Source organism: Streptosporangium sp. LJ11, from assembly GCF_051918945.1.
Lineage (GTDB): Bacteria > Actinomycetota > Actinomycetes > Streptosporangiales > Streptosporangiaceae > Streptosporangium.
Genome location: NZ_JBPXMB010000001.1, coordinates 454,001 through 477,665, shown reverse-complemented (window position 1 = coordinate 477,665; position 23,665 = coordinate 454,001). Strand labels below are relative to the sequence as shown.

The window sequence follows — 23,665 nt, the reverse complement described above, 5'->3', positions numbered from 1 at the left end:
GGATTTGTCCTTACACTCCCTTATGTGAGATATATTCCCTACTTGATATAAGGGGAATTAAGGGGAGAGTCATGCGCAAGATCTTTGGGGTCGTGGCCGGGTTGGTCCTGGCCGGGACCCTGGCCGCGTGCGGGGGGACGTCCACCGACACGGCCCAGCCCGCCGGCGGCACGCCGAAGGCCGACGCCCCGCTCAGGGTCGGGGTCAACCCCGTGCCCCACGGCGAGGTGCTCAAGTACGTCAAGGACAACCTCGCCGCCAAGGCCGGGCTGAACCTGGAGATCGTCGAGTTCACCGACTACGTCCAGCCCAACACCCAGCTGGACGAGGGCAACCTGGACGCGAACTACTTCCAGCACATCCCGTACCTGGAGGAGTTCTCCAAGGGCAAGGACATCAAGCTCAGCTGGGTCGCCCCGGTGCACATCGAGCCGCTCGGCCTGTACTCCAAGAAGATCAAGAACGTCTCCGAGCTCGCCCAGGGCGCCCAGGTGGCACTGCCCAACGACGCGAGCAACCTCGGCCGCTCGCTCAAGCTCCTGGCCGACAACGGCGTGATCACCCTCAAGGAGGGCGTGGGCGTCAAGGCCACCGAGCGCGACGTCGCGGGCAACCCCAAGGGACTGGAGTTCAAGCCCCTCGAGGCGGCCCAGCTGCCCCGCTCCCTGGAGGACGTGGACGCCGCGATCGTGAACGGCAACTACGCCCTGGAGGCCGGGCTGCAGCCCGCGACCGACTCCCTGATCCTGGAGAAGGGCGAGGGCAACCCGTACGCCAACGGCCTGGTCACCGTCCCGGGCAAGGTGGACGACCCCCGCGTGAAGAAGCTCGCCGAGCTCCTCACCGGTCCCGAGGTCAAGAAGTTCATCGAGGACAGGTACAAGGGCGCGGTCCTGCCCGCCGAGTGACCCGCCCGGTGCTCCGTCCGGTGCCGTTTCCGGTGATCCGCCCCGGGGCGGTCACCATCTCCCGCGCGACGCCTCGGCCGCGCCTCCCCGCCAGTCTCGCGGGGGGCGCGGCCGACGGCTTTTCCAGGACCGGCGGGCCTGTGACGACGAACGGGAGGCCGCGGTCCGCATCTACCTCCATGAGGTGACGTTTGAGATCCGCGTGGGGGATAGATGGGGTGGGTTGGCTCGAAGGAGGAGATCCCATGACCATCGCAGGCGGCATCGTTCTCATTATGCTCGGCGCCATTCTCACGTGGGCGGTCGAATTCGACATCGCCGGATTCGACATCAACATCGTCGGTGTCATCCTGATGATCGGCGGCCTCGCGTGGCTCCTGTTCGCCGTGTACCGGCTCAGCCTCGCCCGCCGGGCGGTGGTGCCGGACTCGACGACCACCACGGTGATCGACGACCCCGTCACCCAGCGCCGCACCTACCAGGAGCGCCACTACAACGACCCCCCGGCGGTGTGATCCCGCGGACCTCTCCGGCGGGGGAGCCGCGACATCGGCGGGTACCGCCGGCCGATCCGGGTCCGTTAGAAAGCGGTCCCCACGGGTAGGCGTGCCGTTTCAATGAACGCGAACGGAGGGCACAGGACGTGAGCAGAGTCGTATCCCGCGGTGCGAGCGCCGTGAGCGGAATGCTCGGTGGCGCGATCGCCGGGGTCATCTTCAAGCAGGTCTGGAAGCTCGCGTCGGGCAAGGACGACGCCCCCCAGGCGACGTCGGACGAGTACGGCTGGGGCGAGATCCTCGTGGCGTCGGCCATCCAGGGCGCCATCTTCGGTGTGGTCAAGGCCGCGATCGACCGTTCCGCGTCCCGGAGCATCCACAGAGCCACCGGCAAGTGACCCCGTGAGGTAGCCGCCGTCACCACCGGCGGCCGGCCTCGCGCCGGATGGCCCCCGATCCCGTCTGCGGGACCGGGGGCCTTCGCACGTCCGAAACCGTCAGGCGGCTCCGGGACACGGGCGGGCGCCGGCCGACCGCCGCGCCGGGACACGGGAGGAGAGCACCTCCGCGTACACGGCGGAGGTCTGGGCGGCGATCCGGTTCCAGTCGTAGCGTGAGCGTGCCCGGGCGGCGGCCGCCGCCCCGTAGGCCGCCAGCAGGGACGGCGCGGCGAGCAACCGGCGCAGCGCCCCGCCCAGCGTGTGCGGCTCTCGCGGCGGGACCAGCAGGCCGGTGACCTCGGGGACGACGGTGTCCAGATGCCCGCCCACCGCGGACGCCACCACCGGTACGCCGCAGGCCATGGCCTCCAGCGGCACGATGCCGAACGGTTCGTACCAGGGCATGCTGACCACGACGTCCGCGGAGCGCATCAGGGTGGGGACGCTCTCCCTGTCCACCCTGCCGAGGAACCTGACACGGTCCGCCACGCCGCACCGGGCGGCCACGCGCGAGAGCCTGTCCGCCTCCGGGTCGTCCAGGTCGCCGCCGGCGACGACCAGGGTGGCGCCGGGAACGCGGGCGAGGGCGTGAATCGTGGTGTCCACGCCCTTGCGGCGGACGGGACGGCCGATGGCGAGCAGGACGGGCCCCGGGCCGAGGTCCCTCCTCGGGCCGGCGGGGGTGAAGGAGCGCACGTCGACGCCGCAGGGCACGACCCTCGCCCGGCTCCGCGGAATCCGCATCCTGCGCAGTTCCGCCACCTCGTCGGCACAGGTCGCGACGATCGCGTCCACCTGGGAGGCGACCATCGCCTCGATCTTGAGGCGCTCGCGCGGGCTGGAGTCGTCCGTGCCCTGGTGGCGGCGCTTGACCGTACCGAGGGCGTGGAAGGTGTGCACGATGGGGACGGCGGCGTCCCTCGCGGCGGCCAGGGCGGCCAGGCCGCTCATCCAGAAGTGGCTGTGGACCATGTCGGGTGGCGCGGCGCTCCAACGCCTGGCGAGCCACCGGCCGAAGTCGGGGATCCAGGGGAGCAGGTCGTCCTTGGACAGGGGCATGGCGGGTCCGGCGGGGACGTGGACCACGGTGACCCCGGGGGCCAGGGAGGTCTCCTCAGGCTGGGAGGGGCACTCCCTGCGGGTGTAGACGGTCACCTCGTGCCCGCGCGCGGCGAGCGCGAGGGACAGGGCGGCGACGTGGACGTTCTGGCCCCCGGCGTCGGCTCCGCCGACGGCTGCGAGGGGACTGGCATGCTCTGACACCATCGCGATCTTCATCGACACGGCTCCACCGGGTGTACGGGGCGGGCGTGCCTGCGTCCTAGGCATACCGGCCTCCCCTGCCCTGACCGGGGACTTTAAACGTGTTTGACCTTGGGATTCACGGGAAGGCGAGCAGTTTTGGACGGAAAGGAGTTCGACGATGGAGGCTCCCCAGTACGTCGCGGCGCGCGTGCAACGCGCGCTCGCCGAGGACGAGAGAACCACGGAACTCGGCATCCGGGTGGACATCCGGGGTGATCAGCTCTACCTGCGCGGCCAGGTCGCCAGCACCGACCGCAGCAAGCTGATCGCCGAAGTCGCCGGCGAGGCGGCCCCCGGGCTGGCCATCCACAACGAGATGGACATCGTGGACGTGCGGGACCCGGTGGGGGAGGAGAGGCTGTGAGAGACGTGCGGATCGCGGCGGTCGGTGACGTACACCTGGACGAGAGTCGCAAGGGGAGCTATCGCGAGCACCTCCACGACATCGGTGAGAAGGCCGACGTCCTGCTGCTCGCCGGGGACCTGACCCGGCACGGCACGATGGAGGAGGGGCGGGTGGTGGCGGACGAGTTCCGCGACCTGCCGATCCCGGTGGTGGCCGTGCTCGGCAACCACGATCACCACTCCGACCGGCCCGCCGAGATCGCCGCCCTGCTGCGCGACACCGGGATCGAGGTCCTGCACGACGACGCGACGGTGCTCGACATCGACGGGGTGCGGCTCGGGGTGGTCGGCGGCAAGGGCTTCGGCGGGGGGTACGCGGGCAAGTGCGCCAGCGACTTCGGCGAGCCGGAGATCAAGGCGTTCGTCGGGCACACCAAGCGGATCGCCGACCGCTGGCGGGTGGCGCTGAAGGAGCTGCAGGCCGACCGCAGGGTCGTGCTGTCCCACTACTCGCCGGTCAAGGACACCCTCGCCGGGGAGCCGCTGGAGATCTATCCCTTCCTCGGCAGCTACCTGCTGGCCGAGGCGGTCGACGCCGAGGGCGCCGATCTGATCATCCATGGGCACGCCCACGCCGGCACGGAGAAGGGTGTCACGCCGGGCGGTATCCGGGTGCGCAACGTGGCGCTGCCGGTGCTGGGCCGGGCGTACGGCGTGTATCTCCTCTGACGCGCTCTGACTGACGCGCTCTGACTGACGCGCTCTGCCGCGCTCTGACGCGCGGATCCGGCGCGCCCGTTCGGCGGGCGAATCCGACGGCGGGAGTCCGGCACGGGGAGTCCCGCCCGAGGAGAGGTAGCGGACGGACTCGTACGGCCTTGACCATGTCTTCTTCATGCCCTCGGGCATGAAGAAGCGGGCCGGGGGACACCCGGCCCGCGAGGCTTCTGTGGGAGTTCGGGGCGCTTACATGCTTCTTACGAATGTTCTTCGCGAGCGTGGTGCCCACGTCGAGAAGTGTGCCGGCCTCGGGCCCGCACCGGGTGGCGTACGGACATCAGGCCGTACGGGATCGTGTGCGGGTCGTGTGGCCCGCACCTGGAGGGTGTGCGAGCACTGGGCTCGCACCGGTCTGTGTGCGGCGAGCGCGAGGCTCGCGTCACACATTGAAGATGCTCACACCCCCGGGGCCGACGAGGAAGCCGAGGACGATGAGGACGATTCCCCAGAGGAAATCGCGACGGGCCAGGATGACGTAGATCCCGGAGATGACGAGAACGACTGCGATGATCCAAAGCAAGGTAGCCATAACCCGCCTCTGCCCTCACAATTCGCTACTTAACATCTTCATCATCCTCGGTTCTGTACAGATCAACTATCGGCTGGATGAACCACAGCCAGGCGCTCAGCAGGGCCACGGCCCCGGCGAACACCGCCGCCGGCCAGGCGTTGAGGACCGTTTCCGCGACGAGCGCCACCGAGCTCGTCATCGCGACCGCGAGCCCGGCGGCCCCCGCGATCCCGAGCGCGTTGGCGCGGTGCAGCATCTTCTCCTTCAGCCCGGTCCTGAAGAGCAGGCGGTGCTGGGCGGCGGGGGTGATGAAACAGACGGACGCGACGGCCGCGCTCAGCAGGGCGATGAAGAACAGCCAGCGCCCCAGGGCGTCCACTTTGTTGAAGCCCGCCGCGAACGGCAGGCTGAACAGGAAGGCGAACAGCACCTGCACGCCGGTGACCGCGACGCGCAGGCCCTGTAACAACTCGCCGAGTTCGCGGTCGACGCGTTCCTTGCGGGTCTCTCCGGGTTCGGGATGTTCCCTTTGCGCATGTTCAGGTTGAATCATGCGCATCGTTTACCCAAGGAAAGGTTTGGCATGCCTACCTGGGAAGTTACGGGGTACGGCGATGGCTATGGGAAGCCACAGTCACGAGGTCACCGACGCGATCCTGGAAACGCTGAAGCGAGCGAGCAGCGGGTTGAAGGACGCGGACGTCAGGTTCGCTCTTGCCGGAGGCTGTGCGGCCTACGCGCGTGGAGCCGCCCCCTCGCTCCACGACGTCGACTTCGTCCTCCCCCAGGAGGACGTGCCGCTCGCGCTCGAGGCGCTGGGCAAGCTGGGATTCGAGACGTCCAGGCAGCCGCCGGAGGACTGGCTGGTCAAGGCCTTCGACGAGGGCAGGCTGGTGGATCTGATCTTCTCGATCTGCGACCATCCGGTCACCCCCGAATTGTTGAAGCGGGCGGAGCCGATGAAGGCTTCGGCGGTGATCCTACCCGTCCTGGAGGCCACCGACCTGGTCATCTCCTGGCTGCTGCCGCTCTCCGAGCACAGTTGCGACTACGGCTCCCTGCTGCCCCAGGTCCGCGCCCTGCGCGAGCAGGTCGACTGGGACCGCGTCGCCGCCGTCGTCCAGGACTCCCCCTACGCCTCCACCTTTCTCACCCTTCTCCAGCGCCTTGACGTCATCCCCGGCCCCATCGACTCCTCCGGTGACCCGACCTGGCCGTGAGACACGACCGTCCCGCGAACGCGGAGGGGCCCCGCCGTCCGGCGGGGCCCCTCTCGTCGTCTCGTCCGGTGTGCCGGGTTCGGAATCCCGGATCCGCAGGTTCCGGATCACAAGACCCGTGCCCGGAAGTCCGGGTCAGAAGGTTCCGGGGCCCCCGCCGAAGGGGAAGCGGCCGTAGTACTCGCCGACACGGTCGCGGTACGCGGGCTCCTTGAAGTTCGCCTCGTCGAACTCGGGGGCGTCCTTGATCTCCTGCTTGGTGCGCGCGATGTAGACCTTCTTCTCCTGCGGGTCGATCTGCGTCACCGTGCTCGCCGGCAGGAGGACCTTCTTGCCGAAGATCCACGGTCCCGTGTCGACGACGAGGTAGCTCTCGCCGACCTCGTACGTCGCCTCGTCGATGGAGCCGATCTTCCCATCGGTGGCTTCGACGTGGTACCCGGCGACGTCGAGCGTCCTGTCCTGGTCGTACACGTCGGTTCGATAGTTCCAGAGCTCAGGTTGCATGGTTGAACATCTCCCTTGACTTGATACTCCGGGCTCCGGTCACGTACCCGAGCGAGGAGCCCTAAACGGCATTTCCCCAAGTCAGCAGGTGCGGAACACTGTTCGCTCGCCTTTGTTTCCACTCGAATCCGCAGGTCATCGCGAGCTTCGACCGCCGCACCCGGGACGTGAATCTCGCCGTCCGGTGCTCTTTGGCGGCATATATCTACTCATGTACGGACCACGGTGACGGGTCCGGTAAGCTTGTCGAAGTCAAGCGCCGCTAGCTCAGTTGGTTAGAGCAGCTGACTCTTAATCAGCGGGTCCGGGGTTCGAGTCCCTGGCGGCGCACCATGACCGCAGATCTTTGATCTGCGGTTTTCTGGTTTCCGAAGAACTTCGACGCATCGGTCGATCTTGCTTGGTCGCTCGCCGGCGGGCTGCGACGTCATTCGCCGGCGAGTCGCCGGTCGACGCGGGTGAGCAGGTCGTCGATCGGCTCACAGGCTGTGCAGCGCCACAGGCGCACGGTGCCGTCTCCGTGCGCGGTGGCCAGCAGCTTTCCGTCGCGGGAGAACTCGATGCTCTCGGCGGTGGTGGCGAAACCCCCCACCGTGATGGGGGGTGCGGCCACGTCGGTGCGCCAGATGCGGGCGGTCCCGTCGTGGCCGGTTCCCGCCACCCATCGCCCGTCGGGGCTGAAGGCAACGGACCACACCATGCCCTGGTGACCGCGTAACACCAAAGGCGCGCCCTTGCCGGATGCTCATGCCCGTTCGAAAGGCGCGTCCCGCGATACAGGAACGCCTCGTCCCGGTCGTGCCGGTCCCACTCGGCGGCGGCCTCGGCCAGCCGCCGGTGGGCGTGCAGCCGCTCGCGATCCTCCTCCGGCCAGGTGCGTAATCGGGGCCAGCCCCGGATCAACGCCTCGTGTGCGATGGTCACGGTGTTCTCCTCGGCCACGACCAGCCGCGCCGCGATCAACGTGTCGAGCACCTTGGCCGTTCGCCGTCCGTGGTGGCTCGCCTCCAGCTCGGCGCGGGGCGCACGTCTGCGGGTGTCCTCGGTTCCGTCGCCGGGCATGGTCAGCCGCAGGAACACGCCTTTGGCCACGTCCTGCTCGTCCGGGTCGAGCTCGCCGTAGACGCGCTCGGCGGTCTGCGAGATCGCGCCGCGCAGGTCACCGGTCGCCCGGAACGCGGCCACGGTGAGCGACTCGCCCCTACGGCGGCGCCAGGTCTCCAGAAGGGCGTGCGAGACCAGCGACAGCGCGCCCACCTGCCCGCTCGCCCCGTCCACGACCAGATCGACCAGCTCCGGGTCGACCTTCACCCCCGCGTGCCGGGCGGGGCCGGTGACGACGGCACGCAGGTCGTCGTCGTCCATCGTCCCGATCAGCACCTGGTTGTCCTGCAACGCGGACACGAGGGCCGGGTAATGGGCGCAGTGCCCGTAGAAGTCGGCGCGTACGCCGAGCACGACACGCACCCGCGGTTCACGGGCGGCGGCCAGGAGCGCCGCCACGAAGCCGCGGCGCTCATGCTCGTCCCGGCAGAGGGTGAACGTCTCCTCGAACTGGTCGACGACGATCACCAGATGGGTTTCGTCCGCTCCGCCGCTCAACGTCTGCGCGCACAGCGTGCGGATGGCATCGGGCGAGGCGGTGAGCGCCTCGTGGACCGGGCCGGCCACGATGCCCTGCGCGTTGGCGAGGCGAATGGACAGATGCCGCAGCGGCTGCTCGCCGGGAGTGAACGGAACAACCAGCCATTCGCCGCCGTTCCCCTCCGCCCCGGACCCCGTGAGAGCCGGCAACAGGCCCGCCCGCAGGACCGACGACTTCCCGGCTCCCGAGGGACCGAACAACGCGAGGAAGGAGGAGCCGGCCAGCCGTTCGCGTAGCTGTCGTACCAGCCGTTCGCGTCCGAAGAACAGGGGCGCGTTTTCCGGCCCGAACGGCGCCAGCCCCAGATAGGGGGCCGCGCTCTCTTCGGGGGCGGAACCGGCCGGAGCGAGCACGCTCATCAGGGCATGCCATCGGCTCTCCCACTCGTCACGATCGCCGCCGCACGCCTCGGCGTACGCGAGCGTGACCGCGAGACTCGGGACGACCACTCCACCGGCCGCCTCCGACAGCGCCGTCACCGAGAAATGCGCGCGCCGGGAAAGCTGACGGTAACTCGGTTTACCCGCCTTTTCTCTAAGTCCCCTGAGCTCGGCTGCGAATCGATGAAGAGGGTCGTTCTCCGGATCCAGCACACGCTCGGGACGGCCCATCGCTCTCATCCCCCGGTGACAGTGAAGGTCAATCTCGTCACGAACCGCTATCAGAAAATCGTGTGCTGTGAGACAAGCTTGACCAGCATGCTGACACCTCACTCCACGACCCGTCAAACATATAAAATTGCGGATTTGCGGACAATGCTTCAGGGGTGATCCTGCATGGTTCAGGGTTATGTCGAACTCGGTCAGGGACTGTCCTGTGGATCCATGACATCAATCGCCTTAACCTGGAGTGATGTCAATCGGCGGTACGGCGGCGTATGCCGATCTCGCGGGGTTGCCTCCACTGGTCAAATGTGCGCTCCAAACGGCCCGGCAGGCGGGCTTTGCTCCTTCCTGCCGTCCTGAGCAGGGGCGACTGCTGTACGCTCTGGCGGCCGGCGCCGACGTGATCGGGGAGACCGGAACCGGGTGCGGAGTGGGCCTGGCATGGCTGGCCTCGGGCGCCCGGCCGCAGGCCCGTCTGGTCAGCGTCGAACGGGACGCGCATCGAGCGGCCCTGGCCGCCCAGATCTTCCTCGATCATCCGCAGGTCTCGGTGATCTGTGCTGACTGGCGGGAGATCCATCGGGACGAGCCGTATGACCTGCTCGTGCTCGATGGAGGCGGCCAAGGCAAGAGCGGCGAGAAGCCGGCCGATCCGTACAGGCTGCTCAGGCCAGGAGGCACACTGGTCATCGACGACCTGACTCCGGCCCGGCAGTGGCCGCCGCGATTCGACGGCGCTGTCGACCAGGCGCGGATGCACTGGCTCGATCACCCCGGGCTGGACGCGGCGGAGCTTCGGCTCGCACCGGATCTGGCCGCGCTCGTGGCCACTCGTCGTTTTCCCGGGACGGCCGGCGCGGCGGATCGATGAACCGGGTCACGCAGCCAGATCCTGATCGAGGCAACGTCGACGGTGCCCCGGTAGATCCGTTCGCGTTTGTCGGTGCGCAGGGCCACCGCCCGGTTGCCCTTCAACTTGTTGATGCACCGTTCGGCGGTGTTGCGTTCCTTGTGTCGCTCACGGTCGAATCCTGGCGGTCGACCGCCCCGGCGACCTTGCTTGAGGCGGTTGGCCCGCTGGTCCTTCTCGGTGGGGATGACCGCCTGGACACCGTGCCGGCGCAGATGGGCGCGATCGGCGCGGGAGGAGTAGGCCTTGTCGGCCAGCACCCGCCTGGGACGCAGACGAGGCCGGCCAGGAATATCCCGTGCCTTCGCATGGAACCCCTCCCTCGCGCGAGTTGTCACCGACCGGGCCGTTCTCCTGTTTCCAGCCGGTAACGAACCTGCCGAATTCGTCCCCGGCCTGGTGGGCGCCTCGGCCTCGGCGGGCACCGCATGGGGAAATAAAGCAAAGGAAACTGCTTCTGATTTCTGCGTGTCGATGTGAGGTCTCGGGACGTGCTTAACTGATCGTTCTCAGAACACGCTTGACGGTTGCGCGGCATCATATGCGCCCGGAACGGTAGTCGGATCGAACTCCGCACGGGTGACGATCGTGGATTAACAGGCGCTGGTGTGAGTACCGGTATCGAGCAGTGCGCGAGGTGCTGGCCGGTGCGTCGATCGGGGGGGTCACCCGGCTCCGGCCGCCTCCTTGGACTCGGTGCCCGGAGGGCTTCCTCCGGACACCGCTGGGTGATGAGATGCGCCCCCGTTCGCCGCGAGGACAGGTATGGCGGTCGCCGGGTTGTCCAGTGAGGCCACGTCCCGCTTGACGGACGATGTCTCACGAAGTGGGCGCCATGAGGCGGTTGAGATTCGCCCGAGATTCCAGGAAGTTCCAGGTCACGGCTCCGTCCCTGGTCCGGGCCGCCGGCGCCGACCGCGGTCGGCGGGTCCCGGGACGGGCGGAGGCGTCGGGGCCGGCCGTGGTCCCGAGCCGGGATCATCCTCCAGCGCGGTCAGGCACGCCGGCCCACGGCCATCCTGGCGCCGCGACGGCGCCACAGCAGTCCGGAGACGGCGCCGAGGGTGACCAAGGAGCCGGTGAGCACGAGCACCCGTCCGTCGGGGCCGCTCTCGCCACCGCCTCCGGTGTCGGCCGCTCCGGCCGGCGTCTCGTCGACCTCGCCGTTCGCGTCCTGCGGGGTCTCGGCGGCCTCGGTGTCCTCATCCGTCGAGGGCGGGCCGACGGGCTCCGTGGCCGTGTCCGTCGGGATGGGATCGGTCGCCTGACCGCCCCCGGCGACAGTGAGGGGATAGGTCATCAGGGCGTCCTTGTTCTGCGACTCGCACTCGATCAACGGCTGGTTGGGCTGGGTCCCGAAGTTGACGGCGGCGGGTTTCACCGTCGCGGTGCCCGGATTGTTCGATGTGGTGGCGAGCGCGATCTGGGCCGTGGGCAGCGGGATGGTCTGACCCGCGCCGACCGTGTCGAGGGTGCCCACCCCGGTGGCGGAGGTCAGCCCGGGAAGATCGCTGATGGAGGCGTACGCGTACAGCTTGGTGCCCGCGGGCAGTCCCGCGGCGGGCGCCGTCAGGCCGGTGCCGGAGTAGGTGCCGCGCCAGCCGATCGTGAACTGCTGTCCCGCGGTCGCGCTCGCCGGCATCGTCATCTCGACGTTGATCTGGATGGTCTGCTTCTCCACCGCGCCGTCGGTGGTGCATTCGTACTCCACGATGTCGGCCGCGACGACCGAGCCCTGCCCCGCGGAAGAGGGAAGAGGGTGCCAGAGGAGGACCAGGCTTCCGGTCAGGACGGCGACTGAGAGAACCGAACGGACGCGCACGTCGCCTCCTGCTTACGACAGATGGGGCATAAGGGGAGACGGGGGATAAGGGTGTTCGGTTGACACCAACGGTCCGATCCATCGGAGCTACGCGGGCGCCGGGATGAAAGCCGGGGCGAGAAAAGCACCGGATGGGACGCTTTCGCCCCATCCGGTGCCCGGTTCGGCCACGAGGCTGCGAGCCTACGAGGCGTAGACCTCGAACTCGGAGAGCTGGCCGGCGGGCCAGCCGCTGTTGGCGGTGAAGGTCAGGCGCAGGTGGCGCCTGCTGGTGGCCGGGAAGGTGATGGTGGCCGTGTTACCGGTGGCGGGGTTGAAGGTGTACGTCGCCGAGCCGACGACGCCGGTGAAGTTCGTCCCGTCGGTGCTGCCCAGGACGGCGATCGCCTGGGTACGGGTGGCCCAGTCGGCGGCCGGGGGCAGCTTGAGGACGACCCGGCCGACGCTCTGCGTGGAGCCGAGGTCGACCGTGACCGACTGCGGGAAGGCGTTGTTGTTCGACTCCCAGTAGGTGCTCGCGTTGCCGTCCACGGTGTTGCCCGAGCCGTACACCTGGGCGTGGCTGGTCTCCGTGGTCGGCCTGCCCTGCGCCAGGTTGGTGACGGGCGCGGAACCGCCGGTCCCGGTCAGCGCCACGGTCAGCGGCCCGTTCGGGTCGTTGCTCGCCACGCTCAGCGTGCCCGTACGGGTGCCCGTCGCGGTGGGGGTGAAGGTGACGTTGACGGTGCAGGAGGCGCCGGCGGCGAGGGTGGTGCCGCAGGTCCTGGTCTGGGCGTAGTCGCCGGTGGTCGCGACCGCGCCCAGGGCCGCCGACCCGGTGCCGGTGTTGGTGACCGTGACGGCCTGCGCCGGGCTGGTGCTGCCGACCGTCCTGGCGGCGAACGTCAGGCTGACCGGGGAGGCCGCCAGCGCCACGGTCGGCGTGGGGTTGCCGCCACCCGGGAAGATCTGGAACTCCGAGACCTGGGCCGCGGGCCAGCCGGTGTTGGCGGTGAAATTGATCCGGACGTAGCGCACGCTCGAGCTGGTCAGCGGGATCGCGACGCTGTTGCCGGTGCTCGGGTCGAAGGTGTGTCCGGCCGAGGCCTTCAGGGTGGTCCAGGTGGTGCCGTTGGTGCTGCCCTGGATCGACAGGGTCTGCGTCCTGGTCGCCCACGCGGCCGGCGGGGGCAGCTTCAGGGTGACGGAGCCGACGCTCTGCGCGGTGCCGAGATCGGCCTGCAGCCACTGCGGGAAGGCGTTGCTGTTCGACTCCCAGTAGCTGGAGGTGTTGTCGTCGTTGGCGTTGCCCGGCGGGAAGCCGCCGTTGGAGCTGCTCGCCGTCATCGTCGCGCCGAGCGCGAGGTTGGTGGTCGAGCTCGTGCCGCTGCCGCTCAGGCCGACCGTCAGCGGGCTGTTCGGGTCGTTGCTGGCGACGGTCAGGGTGCCCGTGCGGGTGCCCGAGGCGGTGGGGGTGAAGGTGACGTTGACGGTGCAGGAGGCGCCGGAGGCGAGGGTGGTGCCGCAGGTCCTGGTCTGGGTGTAGTCGCCGGTGGTCGCGACCGCGCCGAGCGTCGCCGTGGCGGTGCCGGTGTTGGTGACCGTGACGGCCTGCGCCGGGCTCGTGCCGCCGACCTGGCGCACCCCGAAGGACAGGCTGCCCGGGGAGGCGGTCAGGGCGACGCCGTTGGTGCCGCTGCCGGAGAGGCTCACGGTCACCGGGCCGCCCTGGGCGCTGCTGGCGACGGTGAGCGTGCCGGTGCGGGTACCCGTCGCGGTCGGCCTGAAGGTGACGCCGACCGTGCACGTCGCGCCCGCGGCGAGGGAGCTGCCGCAGTTGTTGGTCTGGGCGTAGTCGCCGGTGACGGTCACCGAGCCGATCGGGGCCGCGGTGGTGGCTCCGTTCGTGATGGTGACGGCCTGCGCCGGGCTGGTGGTGTTGACCTGGCGCGCGGCGAAGGAGAGGCTGCCCGGGGAGCCGGACAGGCCGCCGGTGTTGCCGCCGCCACCGGGGTAGATGTAGTTCGGCGTGGGCCAGGTGCCGGTGCAGGTCGTGCTGCTGGGGCTCCAGCCGGTGTTGCCGGTGCCGAAGACGGGCGTGAAGGCCGCGCCGACGCAGTTGTGGATGGCGACACCCGCGCCGATGTGGTCGGCACTGACGTTGTTGAACGTCATGTTCGCGCCCGACTGCGCCTGGATCATGTACGTGCCGGTGCCGTCGATGTTGACGTTGTTGAAGTTCACCGTGCTCGTGGTGCCCTCGATCATGTGGATCGCGGCGTACGAGCTGTCCAGGATGTCGGTGTCGGTGACGTTGATGGTGGCGTTGACCGGCTCGTTGAGCCCGCTGAACCAGAGGGCTCCGACGCCGAAGTGCCAGTTGAAGTCGTTGTTGCCCGCCCGGAGCAGGGTGTTGCGGGCGACGGTGTGGGTTCCGGCGACCGCGGTGCCCTGGCCGGAGTTGACGCCCGGGTAGCGGTTCGCGATGTGGATGCCGCCGCCGTTGCTGACGGTGTCGGCCACCACGTTGTCGGTGATCTGGATGTCCCTGCCGCCGTACGTGACGATGTTGTTGGCCAGCAGCGTGACGCCCACGGTGTTGAACGTGAACTTGTTGCCGACGTTCGGGATCCGCTCCGGCCACATGGCCAGGGCGTCGTCACCGGTGTTGCGCAGGAACGTGTTGGTCACCGTCGAGTTGGTGACCCCGGTGTGGAAGTTCACGCCGTCGGCGGTCTGGTCGAGGATGCGGCTGTTCTTGATGGTGAAGTTGTTCATCGGGCCGTCCATCCAGGCACCGACCTTGGTGTGCTGCATCCACACGTTGTCCACGACCGAGTCGGTCATCGCGCCGCCCATGGCGTTGACCTGGTCGTTGTCCTCGCGCTCCATGATCTCGCCGATGATGGCGAAGTCCTTGAGCGTGACGTTGCGGCTCGGGCCGCCCGCCTCGTGGGGACGGATCTCGCCGCCGTAGCCGCCGCCCTGGACGTACTTGCCGTAGACGCCGACGGCCCGGTTGCGCTGGGTGGGATGGCGCCCGCCGAGCACGCTGTACCAGGGGCCCGCCCCGCGCAGGGTGACCCCGTCGACGACCACGTGGTCGTAGAGGTTGTAGGTCCCCTCGGGGATGTAGACCTCCTTGCCCTGGGCCTTGCCGGCGTTGACCGCGGCCTGGAAGGCGGCCGTGTTGTCGACGCCCGTGTTGTTCTTGACGGCGCCGAAGTCGTCGACCGACAGCGAGCCGGCCGGGCGCCCGATCGGGGCGCCGACGACCTCGAAGTCGGCCAGGTCCACGGTGACCGGGATGCCGCCGGTGAACTGGACGCGGACCTTTGCCCCCGCGGCGAGCGTGGACCCGAACATGGTCCGCGTCTCGTCGTAGAAGTGGTGGGGGTTGGTGTCGCCGGGGTTGTTGTTGAACGGGTAGCCGCCGTAGTACCAGCCGTACTTGGAGGTGAGGGTCAGGTCCTTCAGGTGCGTGCCGTTGAGCCGCAGGCTCGCGGTGGTGTTCTGACCGGTTCCCGAGGCGTTGTCCGGCACGCTGTAGCGCAGTGACATCGCGTTCGCCGGCCGGGTGAGCGTGAACTCCACGTACTCACCCGAGGAGTCGAGCGTCACCGCCCTGCGGCCGGAGGCCTCCGAGGGGAGGCGGCCGTAGATCCGGTCGGGGCCGATCACCTGGCCCGAGTGGGCGGTGTCCTCGGCCTCTATCTCGAAGAAGGGCACGGTGGCGCCGCGCCCGGGAAAGTCGAACGGGGAGTCGGCCCTCGCGGCGGCCGTGGCGGGGGCGACCGGTAAGGAGGCCAGCCCTCCCGCCGTCAACGCCGCGATCGTGGCGATGGTCCAGGCCTTTAGCCTGCCGGACTTCTTCATCGGCTGACCCTTCACTTTACGAAGAGCCGGACGCTTCGCGGCCGGAACGTCGCAGACGCCGGCCGGTGGTGCCCGGGGGGTATCCACACCTTAAAATGACGAACAGATTGCTGCAAGATTTCAGCTAATACATGAAACGTAACGACCATGTTGCGTTGGTTCCTATACGGAAAGTTTCATGTAAGTGCTTACGGATTGCTGGAAGCCGCTTGCGTGCCGGTGGAAGCGGTGCCCGGCGTCGGTTCGGGTTCTCCAGCCGGTCCGGGCGGTCCGCCGGTGTGAGTGATCCGAGGGTCGGTGTGGCCGCCGACGTCGCGGTGGGTGCCCTGTGGTCGGCCGCCGCGATCACTGGTGAAACATCCCGAATGTGGAAAATTACGAGGTTCGCCGGTTTTTCGGCAAATGTCGATGTGCTGCCATACGATGCTTCCTCGTGGTGAGCTGGTGCGGAGCGGTACGACGGGACGAAACGGTCTGGATCTCGTCGGACAGCATCCCGGCGCGAGAGAACGGCGGCGCTTCCGTGGGACTGTTCGAGAACGAGCGAAAGACAGCGCTGTCAAATGAGTGATCCCGGACTGCGGTTCTCGATACTGGGGCCGGTGCGCGTCTGGCGGGACGGCGACGAGGTGGAGATCGGCTCGCCTCAGCAGCGGCTTGTCCTCGCCGTCCTCCTCCTGGCCGAGGGCAGGGCCGTGGGCCACGGTCACCTGCTCGACGCCATCTGGGGCGAGGACCGTCCCCGCACCGCCATGAGCACGTTGCGCACGTACGTCTCGCGCCTGCGCTCCGCCCTCGGTGCCGAGGTGATCACCTCGATCGGCAGCGGGTACGCCCTCGCCGGCGGGACCTGCGACCTGGTCACGATGGAGGAGCTGTCCCGCGAGGGACGGTACGGCGAGGCTCTGGCGCTCTGGCGGGGAGAGCCGCTCGCCGGGCTGGAGGGGGGCTACGCCGAGGGCCAGCGGGTCCGGCTCGGGGAGCGGCGGCTCGCCGTACAGGAGCTCAGGCTCGCCCAGGAGGTCGAGGAGGGCAGGCACACCGAGGTCATCGCCGAACTGACCGCGCTCCGCGGGGAACACCCGGCCAGGGAACGGCTCTCCGGCCTGCTGATGCTGGCGCTGTACCGCTCGGGCAGGCAGGCCGAGGCGATAGGCGTCTTCACCGACACCCGGAAACTGCTCGCCGAGGATCTCGGCATCGACCCCTCGCCCGAGCTGGCGGAGCTCTATCAGAGGATCATCACGGCCGACCCCGCCCTCGGCCGGAAGAAGGCGGCGAGCGCGGCCGCCAGGCAGGTGCCCCGGCAGCTCCCCGCCGACACCGCGGACTTCACCGGCAGGGAATCCGAAGTCGACGAGATGGTGGACGCCCTGAGGTCGGGGAACGCCCCGGCGCTGCTGATCTCGGCCGTGTCGGGCGCGGGCGGCATGGGCAAGACCACCCTGGCCGTCCACGTGGCGCACCGGCTCGCGCCGGACTACCCCGACGGCCAGCTCTTCGTGAACCTCAGGGGTTCGGGGGCGCAGCCGCTCGCACCGGAGACCGTGCTCGGCAGGTTCCTGCGCTCCCTCGGGGCGGAGGTCCCCGCCGACTCCGAGGAGCTGGGCGAGCGGGCGGCCCTGTACCGCTCCATGCTGGCGGACCGGCGGATGCTCGTCGTGCTGGACAACGCCGCGAACGCCGCGCAGGTACGGCCGCTGCTGCCGGGGGCCGCCGAATGCGCGGTACTGGTGACGAGCCGCGCGAAGATGGTCGGGCTGTCCGGAGTACGCCAGGTCGATCTGGGCGTGCTGCCCCACGACGAGGCGATGGCGCTGCTGGGCAAGGTGGTGGGGGAGGCGCGCGTGGCCACCGAACGCGAGGCGGCGGCGGACCTGATCGGGGCGTGCGGGCATCTGCCGCTGGCGATCAGGATCGTGGGCTCGCGGCTGGCGGCGCGGCCCGCCTGGAGCGTGGCCAGGATGCGCGACCGGATGGCCGACGAGCGTCGGCGCCTGGCGGAGCTGCGCGTGGACGACCTGGCCGTCGAGGCGACGTTCGCCCTCGGCTACGACCAGCTCGACGCCGCGCACGCCTCGGCGTTCCGGCTGCTGGCCATCCCCGACGCGGCCGACTTCTCGCTGGGCTCGGCGGCGGCCGTGCTCGACCTGGACGAGCCGGACGCGGAGGAGGTGTGCGAGGCGCTGGTCGACGTGAGCATGCTGGAGTCGCCCTCGCCGGGCCGCTACCGCTACCACGACCTCCTCAAGATCTTCGCCCGGTCGCGGCTGGACGACGAGGACGTCCGGCGAGCCGCGCTGGCCAGGCTGCTCGGCTACTACCTCGCCGGCATGACGGCGGCCTACCGGCTGGCCTATCCGGGCATGCCGGTGTCAGGCCCGGAACGGCCGGTCGGCGCGGAACCGCCCTTCTCCGGGCCGTCTTTCCCCGGACCGTCCTTCTCGGACGAGGAGGCCGGGGTGATCTGGGCGGAGGACGAGGAGCAAGGGGTGATCAGCGGCGTGCACCAGATCGCCCGGACTCCGGGCAGCGTCCTCTTCGACGCGATACGGCTGCTCGACATGGCGTCCGACGTACTGGAGACCGACGAGACCCCCGAGCGCTACGAGCGGGCGGCGGGAGCCCTCGTCGAGGCGGCGGCGGCCCGTGGGGATCGCCGCGCCGAGGCACACGCGCGGTGCATGCGCGGAGAGTTCCTGGCGGGCCGCTGGCACCTCGACGCGGCGATCGAGGACGGCCTCGCCGCGCGGGATCTCAGCCTTGCCGAGGGCGATCTGGCGCAGTACGCGCAGAGCATCAACCTGCTGGCCATGGTCGGCGCCAACCGCGGGTCCAAGAACGAGGCGATCGCGATGTACGCCGAGGCGATCAAGATCTGGCGCAAGCTGGGCGATCGGAGCAGCGAGACCACCGGACTGGGCAACCTGGCGCTCGCGCTCGTGTCGGTCGGCAGGGCCGAAGAGGCGGTGGAGGCCATGGAACTGGCCACCCGCACCATCAGCGAGCTGGGCGGCGGGGCGGATGCCGACATCATGTACCAGTCGGCCGTCGTGCTGCGGGACGCCGGGCGCCCGGAGGAGGCGCTCTCCCGGCTCGTGAAGTCGCGGAAGGCGTACCGGAGGCTCAAACAGCGCGTCCGGGAGGGGGCGACCCTGTTGCGGATGGCCGAGACCCACCTCGCCATGGGGCAGCCGGACAGCGCCGTGGACTGCGCCGAGGACTCGCTGGCCCTCATGGCGGAGGCGGGCAACGAATGGATCCAGGGCAAGGCACTCGTCGCGCTCGGCCAGGCGTTCTCCCGGCTCGGCCAGCCGGGCAGGGCCGGGGCCTGCCTGACCGAGGCGCTTGAGATCTTCGTACGTCGGAACATGCCCGAGGCGGACGAGGTACGGGCCCTGCTGGACCGGCACGGGGCCTCGTGGTGGAACGCCGAGCCGAAGGTGACCGTCCTGACCGGCTGAGCGCGGACCGTCCGCGTCCGCGGGGAACGCGGGGAACGCGGGGAACATCGTGTTCGGGCCCGGAACTGTCGGTGCCGGCTGGCATCATCAGGAGTGTGGACCTGCACTACTACGACGCGCCTCCCCGCTCCGGCCGCCATGACGGCCAGGTCGGCGAGGCCGTGGTGTCCTCCTCGAGGGGAAGCGAGGAGGACGGTGGCGGTGCGGTTCTCCATGTGCCGCCAACCCGGGGTGGCCTGCCACAGGAGGAGGCACTCTTTTTCTGAGGTCTTGCGGGCAGGGATGTCGAGAACGCATCCGTGGCTCCGATTCTCTGCGATCGGCGGAACGAGACGGACGACGATTTTCGAGGAGGAACGACCATGCGGCCCATGAAGACGAACACCCTGAAGGTGCCCGGCGCGACCCTTCACTACGAGATCCGCGGCTCGGGGCCGACCCTGCTGCTGATCTGCGGCGGGGTCTACGACGCCGCCGGATACGCGGGCCTGGCCCGGCGGCTCGCCGACCGCTACACGGTGGTGACCTACGACCGGCGCGGCAACTCGCGCAGCCCCCTGGACGGGCCGCCGGAGCCGCAGAGCATCGAGACGCACGCCGACGACGCGCACCGCGTGCTGGTGGAGGCGGGCGTCACCGCCGACGATCCCGCGTACGTCTTCGGCAACAGCTCTGGGGCGATCATCGGCCTGGAGCTGGCCGCCCGCCACCCCGAGCAGGTGCGCGTCCTGGTCTCCCACGAGCCGCCGCTCTTCGAGCTGCTGCCCGACCGCGACCGCTGGCGCGGCGTCATCCGGGACGTGGAGGAGGCGTTCGCCAAGGAGGGGACCGAAGCCGCCATGAAGGCCTTCGCCACCGGGTTCGACAGGACCGGCCACGAGCACGAGGAGGCGGCCACCCGCGGGGAGCAGGGAGAGCCCACCCCCGAGATGGCGGAGGCGATGGCCCGGATGGAGAAGAACACGGAGTTCTTCATCGGCTACGAGGTGCCGCCGTTCGTCAGCTACCTCCCCGACGTCGACGCGCTCCGGGCCTCCTCGGCGCGCGTGGTGATGGTGGCCGGCGAGGAGTCGGAGGGACAGCCGCCCTACCGGGCCTCCTTCGTCGTCGCCGAGCAGATCGAGGGGCGGCACGTGATGTTCCCCGGCGACCACGGGGCCTTCGGCACCCAGGACGAGGCCTTCGCCGCCAAGCTCGACGAGGTGCTTTCCGGCTCCTGAGGTAGCGCGGCCCGACGGCAGTCTCCTGGCGACCCGGCCCAGGAGACAGCCGTGACCGCGCCGGCCTCCCGGTTCTTCCGGAGGTTCGACAGGGGTGAGATCGCCTACACCCGCGTACGGGCCTCCTCGATCTGGCGCGCGATGTTCCTCGCACCGGCGGCCTCGGCGAGGGCGCTCGCCTCCTCGGCCAGCGCGAGCGCGTCGTCACGGCGGCCCTCCGCGGCGGCGATGTAGATCAGCCCCACCAGGTTCGCGGCGACCCCCGGCAGGAAGCCGAGCTCCCGGCGGAGCCGCACCGACTCCTCCAGCCGTTCCCGCGCCGTCTCCAGCCGTCCGGCGGCGTGCTCCGCGGTACCCAGGTGCCGGAGCGCGTACGACGTCAGCAGCTTGTCACCGGCCCGCACCGCGAGCTCGTGCGACCGTTCGAGAAACGGGACCGCGGTGTCGTCGTCCCCGCGGACGACCTGGTGGAGGAGGCCGGTCCAGAGCAGCGACTCGCTCTCGCCACGCAGGTCGCCGAGCGCCCGGTAGAGCTCCGTCGCTCGCTCGAACAGCGCCAGCTCGCGCGGGTCCTCCTCTCCGTCCTCGAAGAAGCGCGCGTGCATGATCCGGCCACGGGCCAGCGCCAGACCGGCCTCGACCGCGTCCAGCTCCCGGTCAGCCACCTCCAGCACCCCGGCCTCACCGTCGAAGACCGCGCGTTCGTAGAGCAGTCTGGCCCGTTCGAGCTTTTCTTCGGCACTCATCCGCTCAACCCCGTTCACCCGGATCCGCCCGCCGCGTCGAACACCGTACGCGGCGAACGAGGTGTGACACCAGCCTTCCGGCTGCCGTGAGAGTTTGGCCGACGGGTTGTGGGAGCCCGTCGTGGGAATGGTCGCGGAAACGTTCACCGGTTCGGGCGCGGGCACGCGCCCGGCACCGACGTGCCCCGAATCGAGCGGCTCAGAGGTGGCGGAGGAAGCTCAGGCTTCGTTGCCACGTGAGGTCGGCGGCACCCTCGTCATGATCGCAAAGATCCGCGTCCGTGTAGAAGTGTCCGGCGCCCGGATAGGTGAAGACCTGCACCGCGGCCCCCGCGTCGGTCGCGGCCTTCTCCCATGCGGCGACGGCCGCAGGAGGTGCGAACGTGTCCGGGTCGGCGACGTGCAGCTGCATCGGTGGGCTGCCCCACGCCGATGCGGGGATCTCCGTTATTCCGTGCAGGAGCAGCACGCCTGCGGTGTCGCGCCGGTCGGCCAGTAGGGCCCCTACGACCCCGGCGCCCATCGAGATGCCGGAGAGGACCGTGTCGGCGGGCAGCCTTCCGACAGCATCGCGCGCTCGTCCCACCATGGCCTTCCAGCCGATCCGGTTCATCAGGGCGAATCCCTGATCGATCGTCGTGGCGGTCTCACCTGCGTACAGGTCAGGCGTGACGACCTCGTGCCCGGCGGCGCGAAAGCGATCGGCGGCGGCACGTTCGACGGACCGCAGGCCGTACACGGAATGGAACAGAGCGATGTGCACCACATCGCCATCCTCTCCTACGGACACCGGTCCTCGCCAACGGGCGAGGCCACCCGACCCGGCGAAGGCCCCCGGTCACGGCGGCGGGACGCGGGTCGGCTCTTCAGGTGAAGCGGCGCAAAGCGAAGCGGGGGTGGGGCTCGGTGTGGCCGAGGGCCAGGTCGGCGGTCATCTGGCCGATCAGGGGGGCGAACTTGGCGCCGTGGCCCGAGCAGGGGGAGGCGATGACGACGGGGCCGACGCGGTCGAGGACGAAGTCCTCGTCGGGGGTGATGGTGTAGAGGCAGCTCGCCTCGGACACCGGGGCGGGGTCGAGGCCGGGCAGCCATCTCCGGACGTGGGCGGTCACCACGGCACGGGAGGCCGGGTCGACGACGCCGTCCCTGGCGGTGGCGGTGACGGGTCTGCCCGCGTCGTGCTGGGCGACCTTGACCGCGGGCCGGGAGCCGCCGTCGCCGCCCGAGGGGAGCCCGTAGATCTGCGGGCCGTCCGTGTGGACGAAGACGGGCCAGCGGGCGTCCGGGTCGCGCGAGCGGAAGTGGAAGACCTGCTGCTGGGTCACCCGCAGCGGGGGCAATCCCACCGGCACGCCGAGCCGTCCGGCGAGTTCCGGCAGCCAGGGGCCCGCGGCGACGACGACGGTGGCGGCGGTCACCTCCGGGCCCTCGGTGCGCAGCCGGACGCGCCCGCAGGGCAGGGGCTCCGCGTCGGTGAACCGTACGCCGGTGAGCACCTGGGCGCCCAGTTCGGCCGCCCGGTTCACCGCGGCGGCCACCGCCGCGTCGGCGTCGGCCGTACCGGCCTCGGGATGGTGCAGCACCGGCCCTTCGAAGCGCATGAACGGCCAGCGCTCGGCCGCGGCGCCGGGAGAGAGCAGCTCGTGCGGCACGCCCGCCTCCGCCAGCAGGCGGGCGATCCCCTCGGGGTCGCGCCCCGCGCCGAGGTCGACGCCGCCGGTGACGCGGAGCAGCGCCGTCCCGGTGTCGTTCTCCAGCTCGCGCCAGCGCTCCCCGGCCAGGCCGGTGAGACGCACGTACTCCGGGTCGGCGTAGGCCCGGCGGTAGATCCGTGAGGTGCCGTGCGAGCTGCCGCGCCGGTGACCGACGTCGTACGCCTCGATGAGGGTGACGGCGTGCCCGCGGCGGGCGAGCTCCCATGCCGTGGCCGAGCCCGTCAGCCCCGCGCCGATCACCGCGACCTCCGTCTCGATCCGGTCAGGGGTGTTCATCGGCGGCCTCTCCCTTCGAGCGGCGTCGTCGTGCTCGACGGCGGGTTCTCCACGGGGGCGATCCTAGGTGAACGCGCGAAACGGCTCCGGCCGGACCCTTCCGGGCCCGGCCGGAGCCGGTGCTTTCTCGGGGGACGCCGATCAGGGGACGTTGACCAGGCGGTGGTGATCACGGGGGACGGTGATCACCGGGATGATGATCGGGAACGCGGACGAGCGGGTGGTGACCACGGGGACGGTGATCACCGGAGTGATGGCCGGGGGACGGTGTCGTCGGGGGTGACGATCAGCTGACGTTGGCGCAGATCGCGTAGACGCTGATGCCGACGTCGTTGTAGCCGGGCTGACGGCCGAGCCCGATCCAGCCGCCGCCGTCGTCGGTGGGGAAGGAGCCCACCAGCACGGCCTGGTTGCCCTGCGCCTCGGCGCCGCCGCCGACGGCCTTCTTCCCGGCGGGGCAGCGGACCACGCGGCGCTGGAAGTTGGGCACGTTGGCGTTCGGCAGCTTGACGAGCTGGTAACCGGTGAAGTCGGCGGGGGCGGCGGGCACGGAGGCCGTGGCCGGAGCGGCGACGGTCATCGCGGTCAGACCCGCGACACCGACGGCGGCGACGCCCAGCGCGGCGGTCGTGAGCTTCCTGCTTCGCATGTTCTCTCCTGGGGCAGGGGTGCCTGGATGGTCACGCAAAGTAAATTGACTGTCACGCTGAGTGTCCAGCCTTGATTTTGTCACCGCCCCGCCAGTTGCGCCCGTCTCGGCGATCGGGCATGTGCGGCCCGGAGGGGTGCGGGTGCGGGGGCTCGCGCGCAGGATCCGCGCCTTCTGTGGCCGCCGGCTCGCGACCCTCCCCGAGGGCGCCGGGGAGCGGGGGAGCGGGCACCGCCAAGTGGTCG

The 23,665-nt window shown here is 69.9% G+C and carries 21 protein-coding genes, 1 tRNA gene and 1 pseudogene; 10 read left to right on the top strand and 13 right to left on the bottom strand.

Going from position 1 to position 23,665, the window contains the following annotated elements; genetic code table 11:
• Nucleotides 1–71: 71 nt before the first annotated feature.
• The 3 genes from ACTOQ3_RS02155 to ACTOQ3_RS02145 all read left to right on the top strand — a co-directional run bounded on the left by ACTOQ3_RS02155 (nt 72) and on the right by ACTOQ3_RS02145 (nt 1,803).
• Complete coding sequence (locus ACTOQ3_RS02155) at nt 72–908, top strand: MetQ/NlpA family ABC transporter substrate-binding protein (protein WP_440081675.1); 837 nt, start codon at nt 72–74, stop codon at nt 906–908.
• A 245-nt stretch (nt 909–1,153) separates the two neighbouring features.
• Complete coding sequence (locus tag ACTOQ3_RS02150; protein WP_362697502.1) at nt 1,154–1,423, top strand: DUF6458 family protein; 270 nt, start codon at nt 1,154–1,156, stop codon at nt 1,421–1,423.
• A 128-nt stretch (nt 1,424–1,551) separates the two neighbouring features.
• On the top strand, nt 1,552–1,803 hold the full coding sequence (locus ACTOQ3_RS02145) for a DUF4235 domain-containing protein (RefSeq protein ID WP_329084950.1): 252 nt from the start codon (nt 1,552–1,554) through the stop codon (nt 1,801–1,803).
• Between the two features lie 99 nt (nt 1,804–1,902).
• On the opposite strand, the gene ACTOQ3_RS02140 is transcribed toward ACTOQ3_RS02145, so the two are convergent.
• Nucleotides 1,903–3,123 (bottom strand): glycosyltransferase, encoded by a 1,221-nt coding sequence (locus ACTOQ3_RS02140; RefSeq protein ID WP_440081674.1) that lies wholly within the window; start codon nt 3,121–3,123, stop codon nt 1,903–1,905.
• A gap of 145 nt (nt 3,124–3,268) precedes the next feature.
• Between ACTOQ3_RS02140 and ACTOQ3_RS02135 the strand changes: the two genes are divergently transcribed.
• Together ACTOQ3_RS02135 and ACTOQ3_RS02130 are read left to right on the top strand one after the other, a co-directional pair.
• Nucleotides 3,269–3,514, top strand: a complete 246-nt coding sequence (locus ACTOQ3_RS02135) for a BON domain-containing protein (RefSeq protein ID WP_440081673.1) — start codon at nt 3,269–3,271, stop codon at nt 3,512–3,514.
• Nucleotides 3,511–4,224, top strand: a complete 714-nt coding sequence (locus ACTOQ3_RS02130) for a metallophosphoesterase family protein (protein ID WP_440081672.1) — start codon at nt 3,511–3,513, stop codon at nt 4,222–4,224. The genes ACTOQ3_RS02135 and ACTOQ3_RS02130 overlap by 4 nt, the downstream gene beginning before the upstream one ends.
• Nucleotides 4,225–4,654: 430 nt before the next feature.
• On the opposite strand, the gene ACTOQ3_RS02125 is transcribed toward ACTOQ3_RS02130, so the two are convergent.
• Complete coding sequence (locus ACTOQ3_RS02125; RefSeq protein ID WP_362697514.1) at nt 4,655–4,804, bottom strand: GPGG-motif small membrane protein; 150 nt, start codon at nt 4,802–4,804, stop codon at nt 4,655–4,657.
• A gap of 25 nt (nt 4,805–4,829) precedes the next feature.
• On the bottom strand, nt 4,830–5,345 hold the full coding sequence (locus tag ACTOQ3_RS02120) for a DUF6328 family protein (RefSeq protein ID WP_440081671.1): 516 nt from the start codon (nt 5,343–5,345) through the stop codon (nt 4,830–4,832).
• 61 nt (nt 5,346–5,406) lie between these two features.
• Here ACTOQ3_RS02120 and ACTOQ3_RS02115 point away from each other — a divergent pair, with 61 nt between their 5' ends.
• Nucleotides 5,407–6,006 (top strand): nucleotidyltransferase family protein, encoded by a 600-nt coding sequence (locus ACTOQ3_RS02115; protein WP_440081669.1) that lies wholly within the window; start codon nt 5,407–5,409, stop codon nt 6,004–6,006.
• 135 nt (nt 6,007–6,141) lie between these two features.
• Here ACTOQ3_RS02115 and ACTOQ3_RS02110 read toward each other — a convergent pair whose 3' ends face one another.
• Entirely contained in the window at nt 6,142–6,513 is a 372-nt protein-coding gene (locus tag ACTOQ3_RS02110; RefSeq protein WP_362841268.1) for a PRC-barrel domain containing protein, read from the bottom strand.
• Nucleotides 6,514–6,769: 256 nt separating this feature from the next.
• Here ACTOQ3_RS02110 and ACTOQ3_RS02105 point away from each other — a divergent pair.
• Nucleotides 6,770–6,846 (top strand) — tRNA-Lys (locus ACTOQ3_RS02105).
• 94 nt (nt 6,847–6,940) lie between these two features.
• On the opposite strand, the gene ACTOQ3_RS02100 is transcribed toward ACTOQ3_RS02105, so the two are convergent.
• Both ACTOQ3_RS02100 and ACTOQ3_RS02095 read right to left on the bottom strand, forming a co-directional pair.
• Nucleotides 6,941–7,234 (bottom strand): WD40 repeat domain-containing protein, encoded by a 294-nt coding sequence (locus tag ACTOQ3_RS02100; RefSeq protein ID WP_440081668.1) that lies wholly within the window; start codon nt 7,232–7,234, stop codon nt 6,941–6,943.
• A gap of 125 nt (nt 7,235–7,359) precedes the next feature.
• Nucleotides 7,360–8,769, bottom strand: a pseudogene (locus ACTOQ3_RS02095) (nSTAND1 domain-containing NTPase); the annotation flags it as partial.
• A gap of 241 nt (nt 8,770–9,010) precedes the next feature.
• On the opposite strand from ACTOQ3_RS02095, the gene ACTOQ3_RS02090 reads away from it, so the two are divergent.
• Nucleotides 9,011–9,634: an O-methyltransferase gene (locus ACTOQ3_RS02090; protein WP_440081667.1), complete on the top strand. Its 624-nt coding sequence runs from the start codon at nt 9,011–9,013 to the stop codon at nt 9,632–9,634.
• Here ACTOQ3_RS02090 and ACTOQ3_RS02085 read toward each other — a convergent pair.
• From ACTOQ3_RS02085 to ACTOQ3_RS02075, 3 genes are all read right to left on the bottom strand, one after another.
• Nucleotides 9,532–10,011: a transposase gene (locus ACTOQ3_RS02085; RefSeq protein ID WP_440081665.1), complete on the bottom strand. Its 480-nt coding sequence runs from the start codon at nt 10,009–10,011 to the stop codon at nt 9,532–9,534. The two genes, ACTOQ3_RS02090 and ACTOQ3_RS02085, sit on opposite strands and share 103 nt — an antisense overlap.
• Nucleotides 10,012–10,667: 656 nt before the next feature.
• Nucleotides 10,668–11,495 (bottom strand): hypothetical protein, encoded by an 828-nt coding sequence (locus ACTOQ3_RS02080; RefSeq protein WP_440081664.1) that lies wholly within the window; start codon nt 11,493–11,495, stop codon nt 10,668–10,670.
• 183 nt (nt 11,496–11,678) lie between these two features.
• Entirely contained in the window at nt 11,679–15,350 is a 3,672-nt protein-coding gene (locus tag ACTOQ3_RS02075) for a choice-of-anchor D domain-containing protein (RefSeq protein ID WP_440081663.1), read from the bottom strand.
• Between the two features lie 563 nt (nt 15,351–15,913).
• Here ACTOQ3_RS02075 and ACTOQ3_RS02070 point away from each other — a divergent pair.
• Complete coding sequence (locus ACTOQ3_RS02070) at nt 15,914–18,814, top strand: BTAD domain-containing putative transcriptional regulator (RefSeq protein WP_440081662.1); 2,901 nt, start codon at nt 15,914–15,916, stop codon at nt 18,812–18,814.
• Nucleotides 18,815–19,185: 371 nt separating this feature from the next.
• Nucleotides 19,186–20,034, top strand: coding sequence for an alpha/beta fold hydrolase (locus ACTOQ3_RS02065; protein ID WP_440081661.1), 849 nt, complete (start codon nt 19,186–19,188; stop codon nt 20,032–20,034).
• A 104-nt stretch (nt 20,035–20,138) separates the two neighbouring features.
• Here the strand turns inward: ACTOQ3_RS02065 and ACTOQ3_RS02060 are convergent, their stop codons facing one another.
• The 4 genes from ACTOQ3_RS02060 to ACTOQ3_RS02045 all read right to left on the bottom strand — a co-directional run bounded on the left by ACTOQ3_RS02060 (nt 20,139) and on the right by ACTOQ3_RS02045 (nt 23,420).
• Nucleotides 20,139–20,780 (bottom strand): tetratricopeptide repeat protein, encoded by a 642-nt coding sequence (locus ACTOQ3_RS02060; RefSeq protein WP_440081660.1) that lies wholly within the window; start codon nt 20,778–20,780, stop codon nt 20,139–20,141.
• Nucleotides 20,781–20,979: 199 nt separating this feature from the next.
• Nucleotides 20,980–21,546 carry a dienelactone hydrolase family protein gene (locus ACTOQ3_RS02055; RefSeq protein WP_440081659.1) on the bottom strand — a complete coding sequence of 189 codons (567 nt, stop codon included), beginning with the start codon at nt 21,544–21,546 and terminating at the stop codon, nt 20,980–20,982.
• 100 nt (nt 21,547–21,646) lie between these two features.
• On the bottom strand, nt 21,647–22,771 hold the full coding sequence (locus ACTOQ3_RS02050; RefSeq protein ID WP_440081658.1) for an FAD-dependent oxidoreductase: 1,125 nt from the start codon (nt 22,769–22,771) through the stop codon (nt 21,647–21,649).
• A 286-nt stretch (nt 22,772–23,057) separates the two neighbouring features.
• Nucleotides 23,058–23,420: a hypothetical protein gene (locus ACTOQ3_RS02045; protein ID WP_440081657.1), complete on the bottom strand. Its 363-nt coding sequence runs from the start codon at nt 23,418–23,420 to the stop codon at nt 23,058–23,060.
• Between the last annotated feature and the right edge of the window lie 245 nt (nt 23,421–23,665).

Bases quoted from the DNA above. Each gene is read 5' to 3' on its own strand.
- ACTOQ3_RS02110 (WP_362841268.1), bottom strand. From the start codon at position 6,513: ATGCAACCTGAGCTCTGGAACTATCGAACCGACGTGTACGACCAGGAC.
- ACTOQ3_RS02115 (WP_440081669.1), top strand. From the start codon at position 5,407: ATGGGAAGCCACAGTCACGAGGTCACCGACGCGATCCTGGAAACGCTG.
- ACTOQ3_RS02140 (WP_440081674.1), bottom strand. From the start codon at position 3,123: ATGAAGATCGCGATGGTGTCAGAGCATGCCAGTCCCCTCGCAGCCGTC.
- ACTOQ3_RS02070 (WP_440081662.1), top strand. From the start codon at position 15,914: ATGAGTGATCCCGGACTGCGGTTCTCGATACTGGGGCCGGTGCGCGTC.
- ACTOQ3_RS02125 (WP_362697514.1), bottom strand. From the start codon at position 4,804: ATGGCTACCTTGCTTTGGATCATCGCAGTCGTTCTCGTCATCTCCGGG.
- ACTOQ3_RS02075 (WP_440081663.1), bottom strand. From the start codon at position 15,350: ATGAAGAAGTCCGGCAGGCTAAAGGCCTGGACCATCGCCACGATCGCG.
- ACTOQ3_RS02120 (WP_440081671.1), bottom strand. From the start codon at position 5,345: ATGCGCATGATTCAACCTGAACATGCGCAAAGGGAACATCCCGAACCC.
- ACTOQ3_RS02155 (WP_440081675.1), top strand. From the start codon at position 72: ATGCGCAAGATCTTTGGGGTCGTGGCCGGGTTGGTCCTGGCCGGGACC.
- ACTOQ3_RS02150 (WP_362697502.1), top strand. From the start codon at position 1,154: ATGACCATCGCAGGCGGCATCGTTCTCATTATGCTCGGCGCCATTCTC.
- ACTOQ3_RS02135 (WP_440081673.1), top strand. From the start codon at position 3,269: ATGGAGGCTCCCCAGTACGTCGCGGCGCGCGTGCAACGCGCGCTCGCC.
- ACTOQ3_RS02050 (WP_440081658.1), bottom strand. From the start codon at position 22,771: ATGAACACCCCTGACCGGATCGAGACGGAGGTCGCGGTGATCGGCGCG.
- ACTOQ3_RS02090 (WP_440081667.1), top strand. From the start codon at position 9,011: ATGTCAATCGGCGGTACGGCGGCGTATGCCGATCTCGCGGGGTTGCCT.
- ACTOQ3_RS02065 (WP_440081661.1), top strand. From the start codon at position 19,186: ATGAAGACGAACACCCTGAAGGTGCCCGGCGCGACCCTTCACTACGAG.
- ACTOQ3_RS02060 (WP_440081660.1), bottom strand. From the start codon at position 20,780: ATGAGTGCCGAAGAAAAGCTCGAACGGGCCAGACTGCTCTACGAACGC.
- ACTOQ3_RS02045 (WP_440081657.1), bottom strand. From the start codon at position 23,420: ATGCGAAGCAGGAAGCTCACGACCGCCGCGCTGGGCGTCGCCGCCGTC.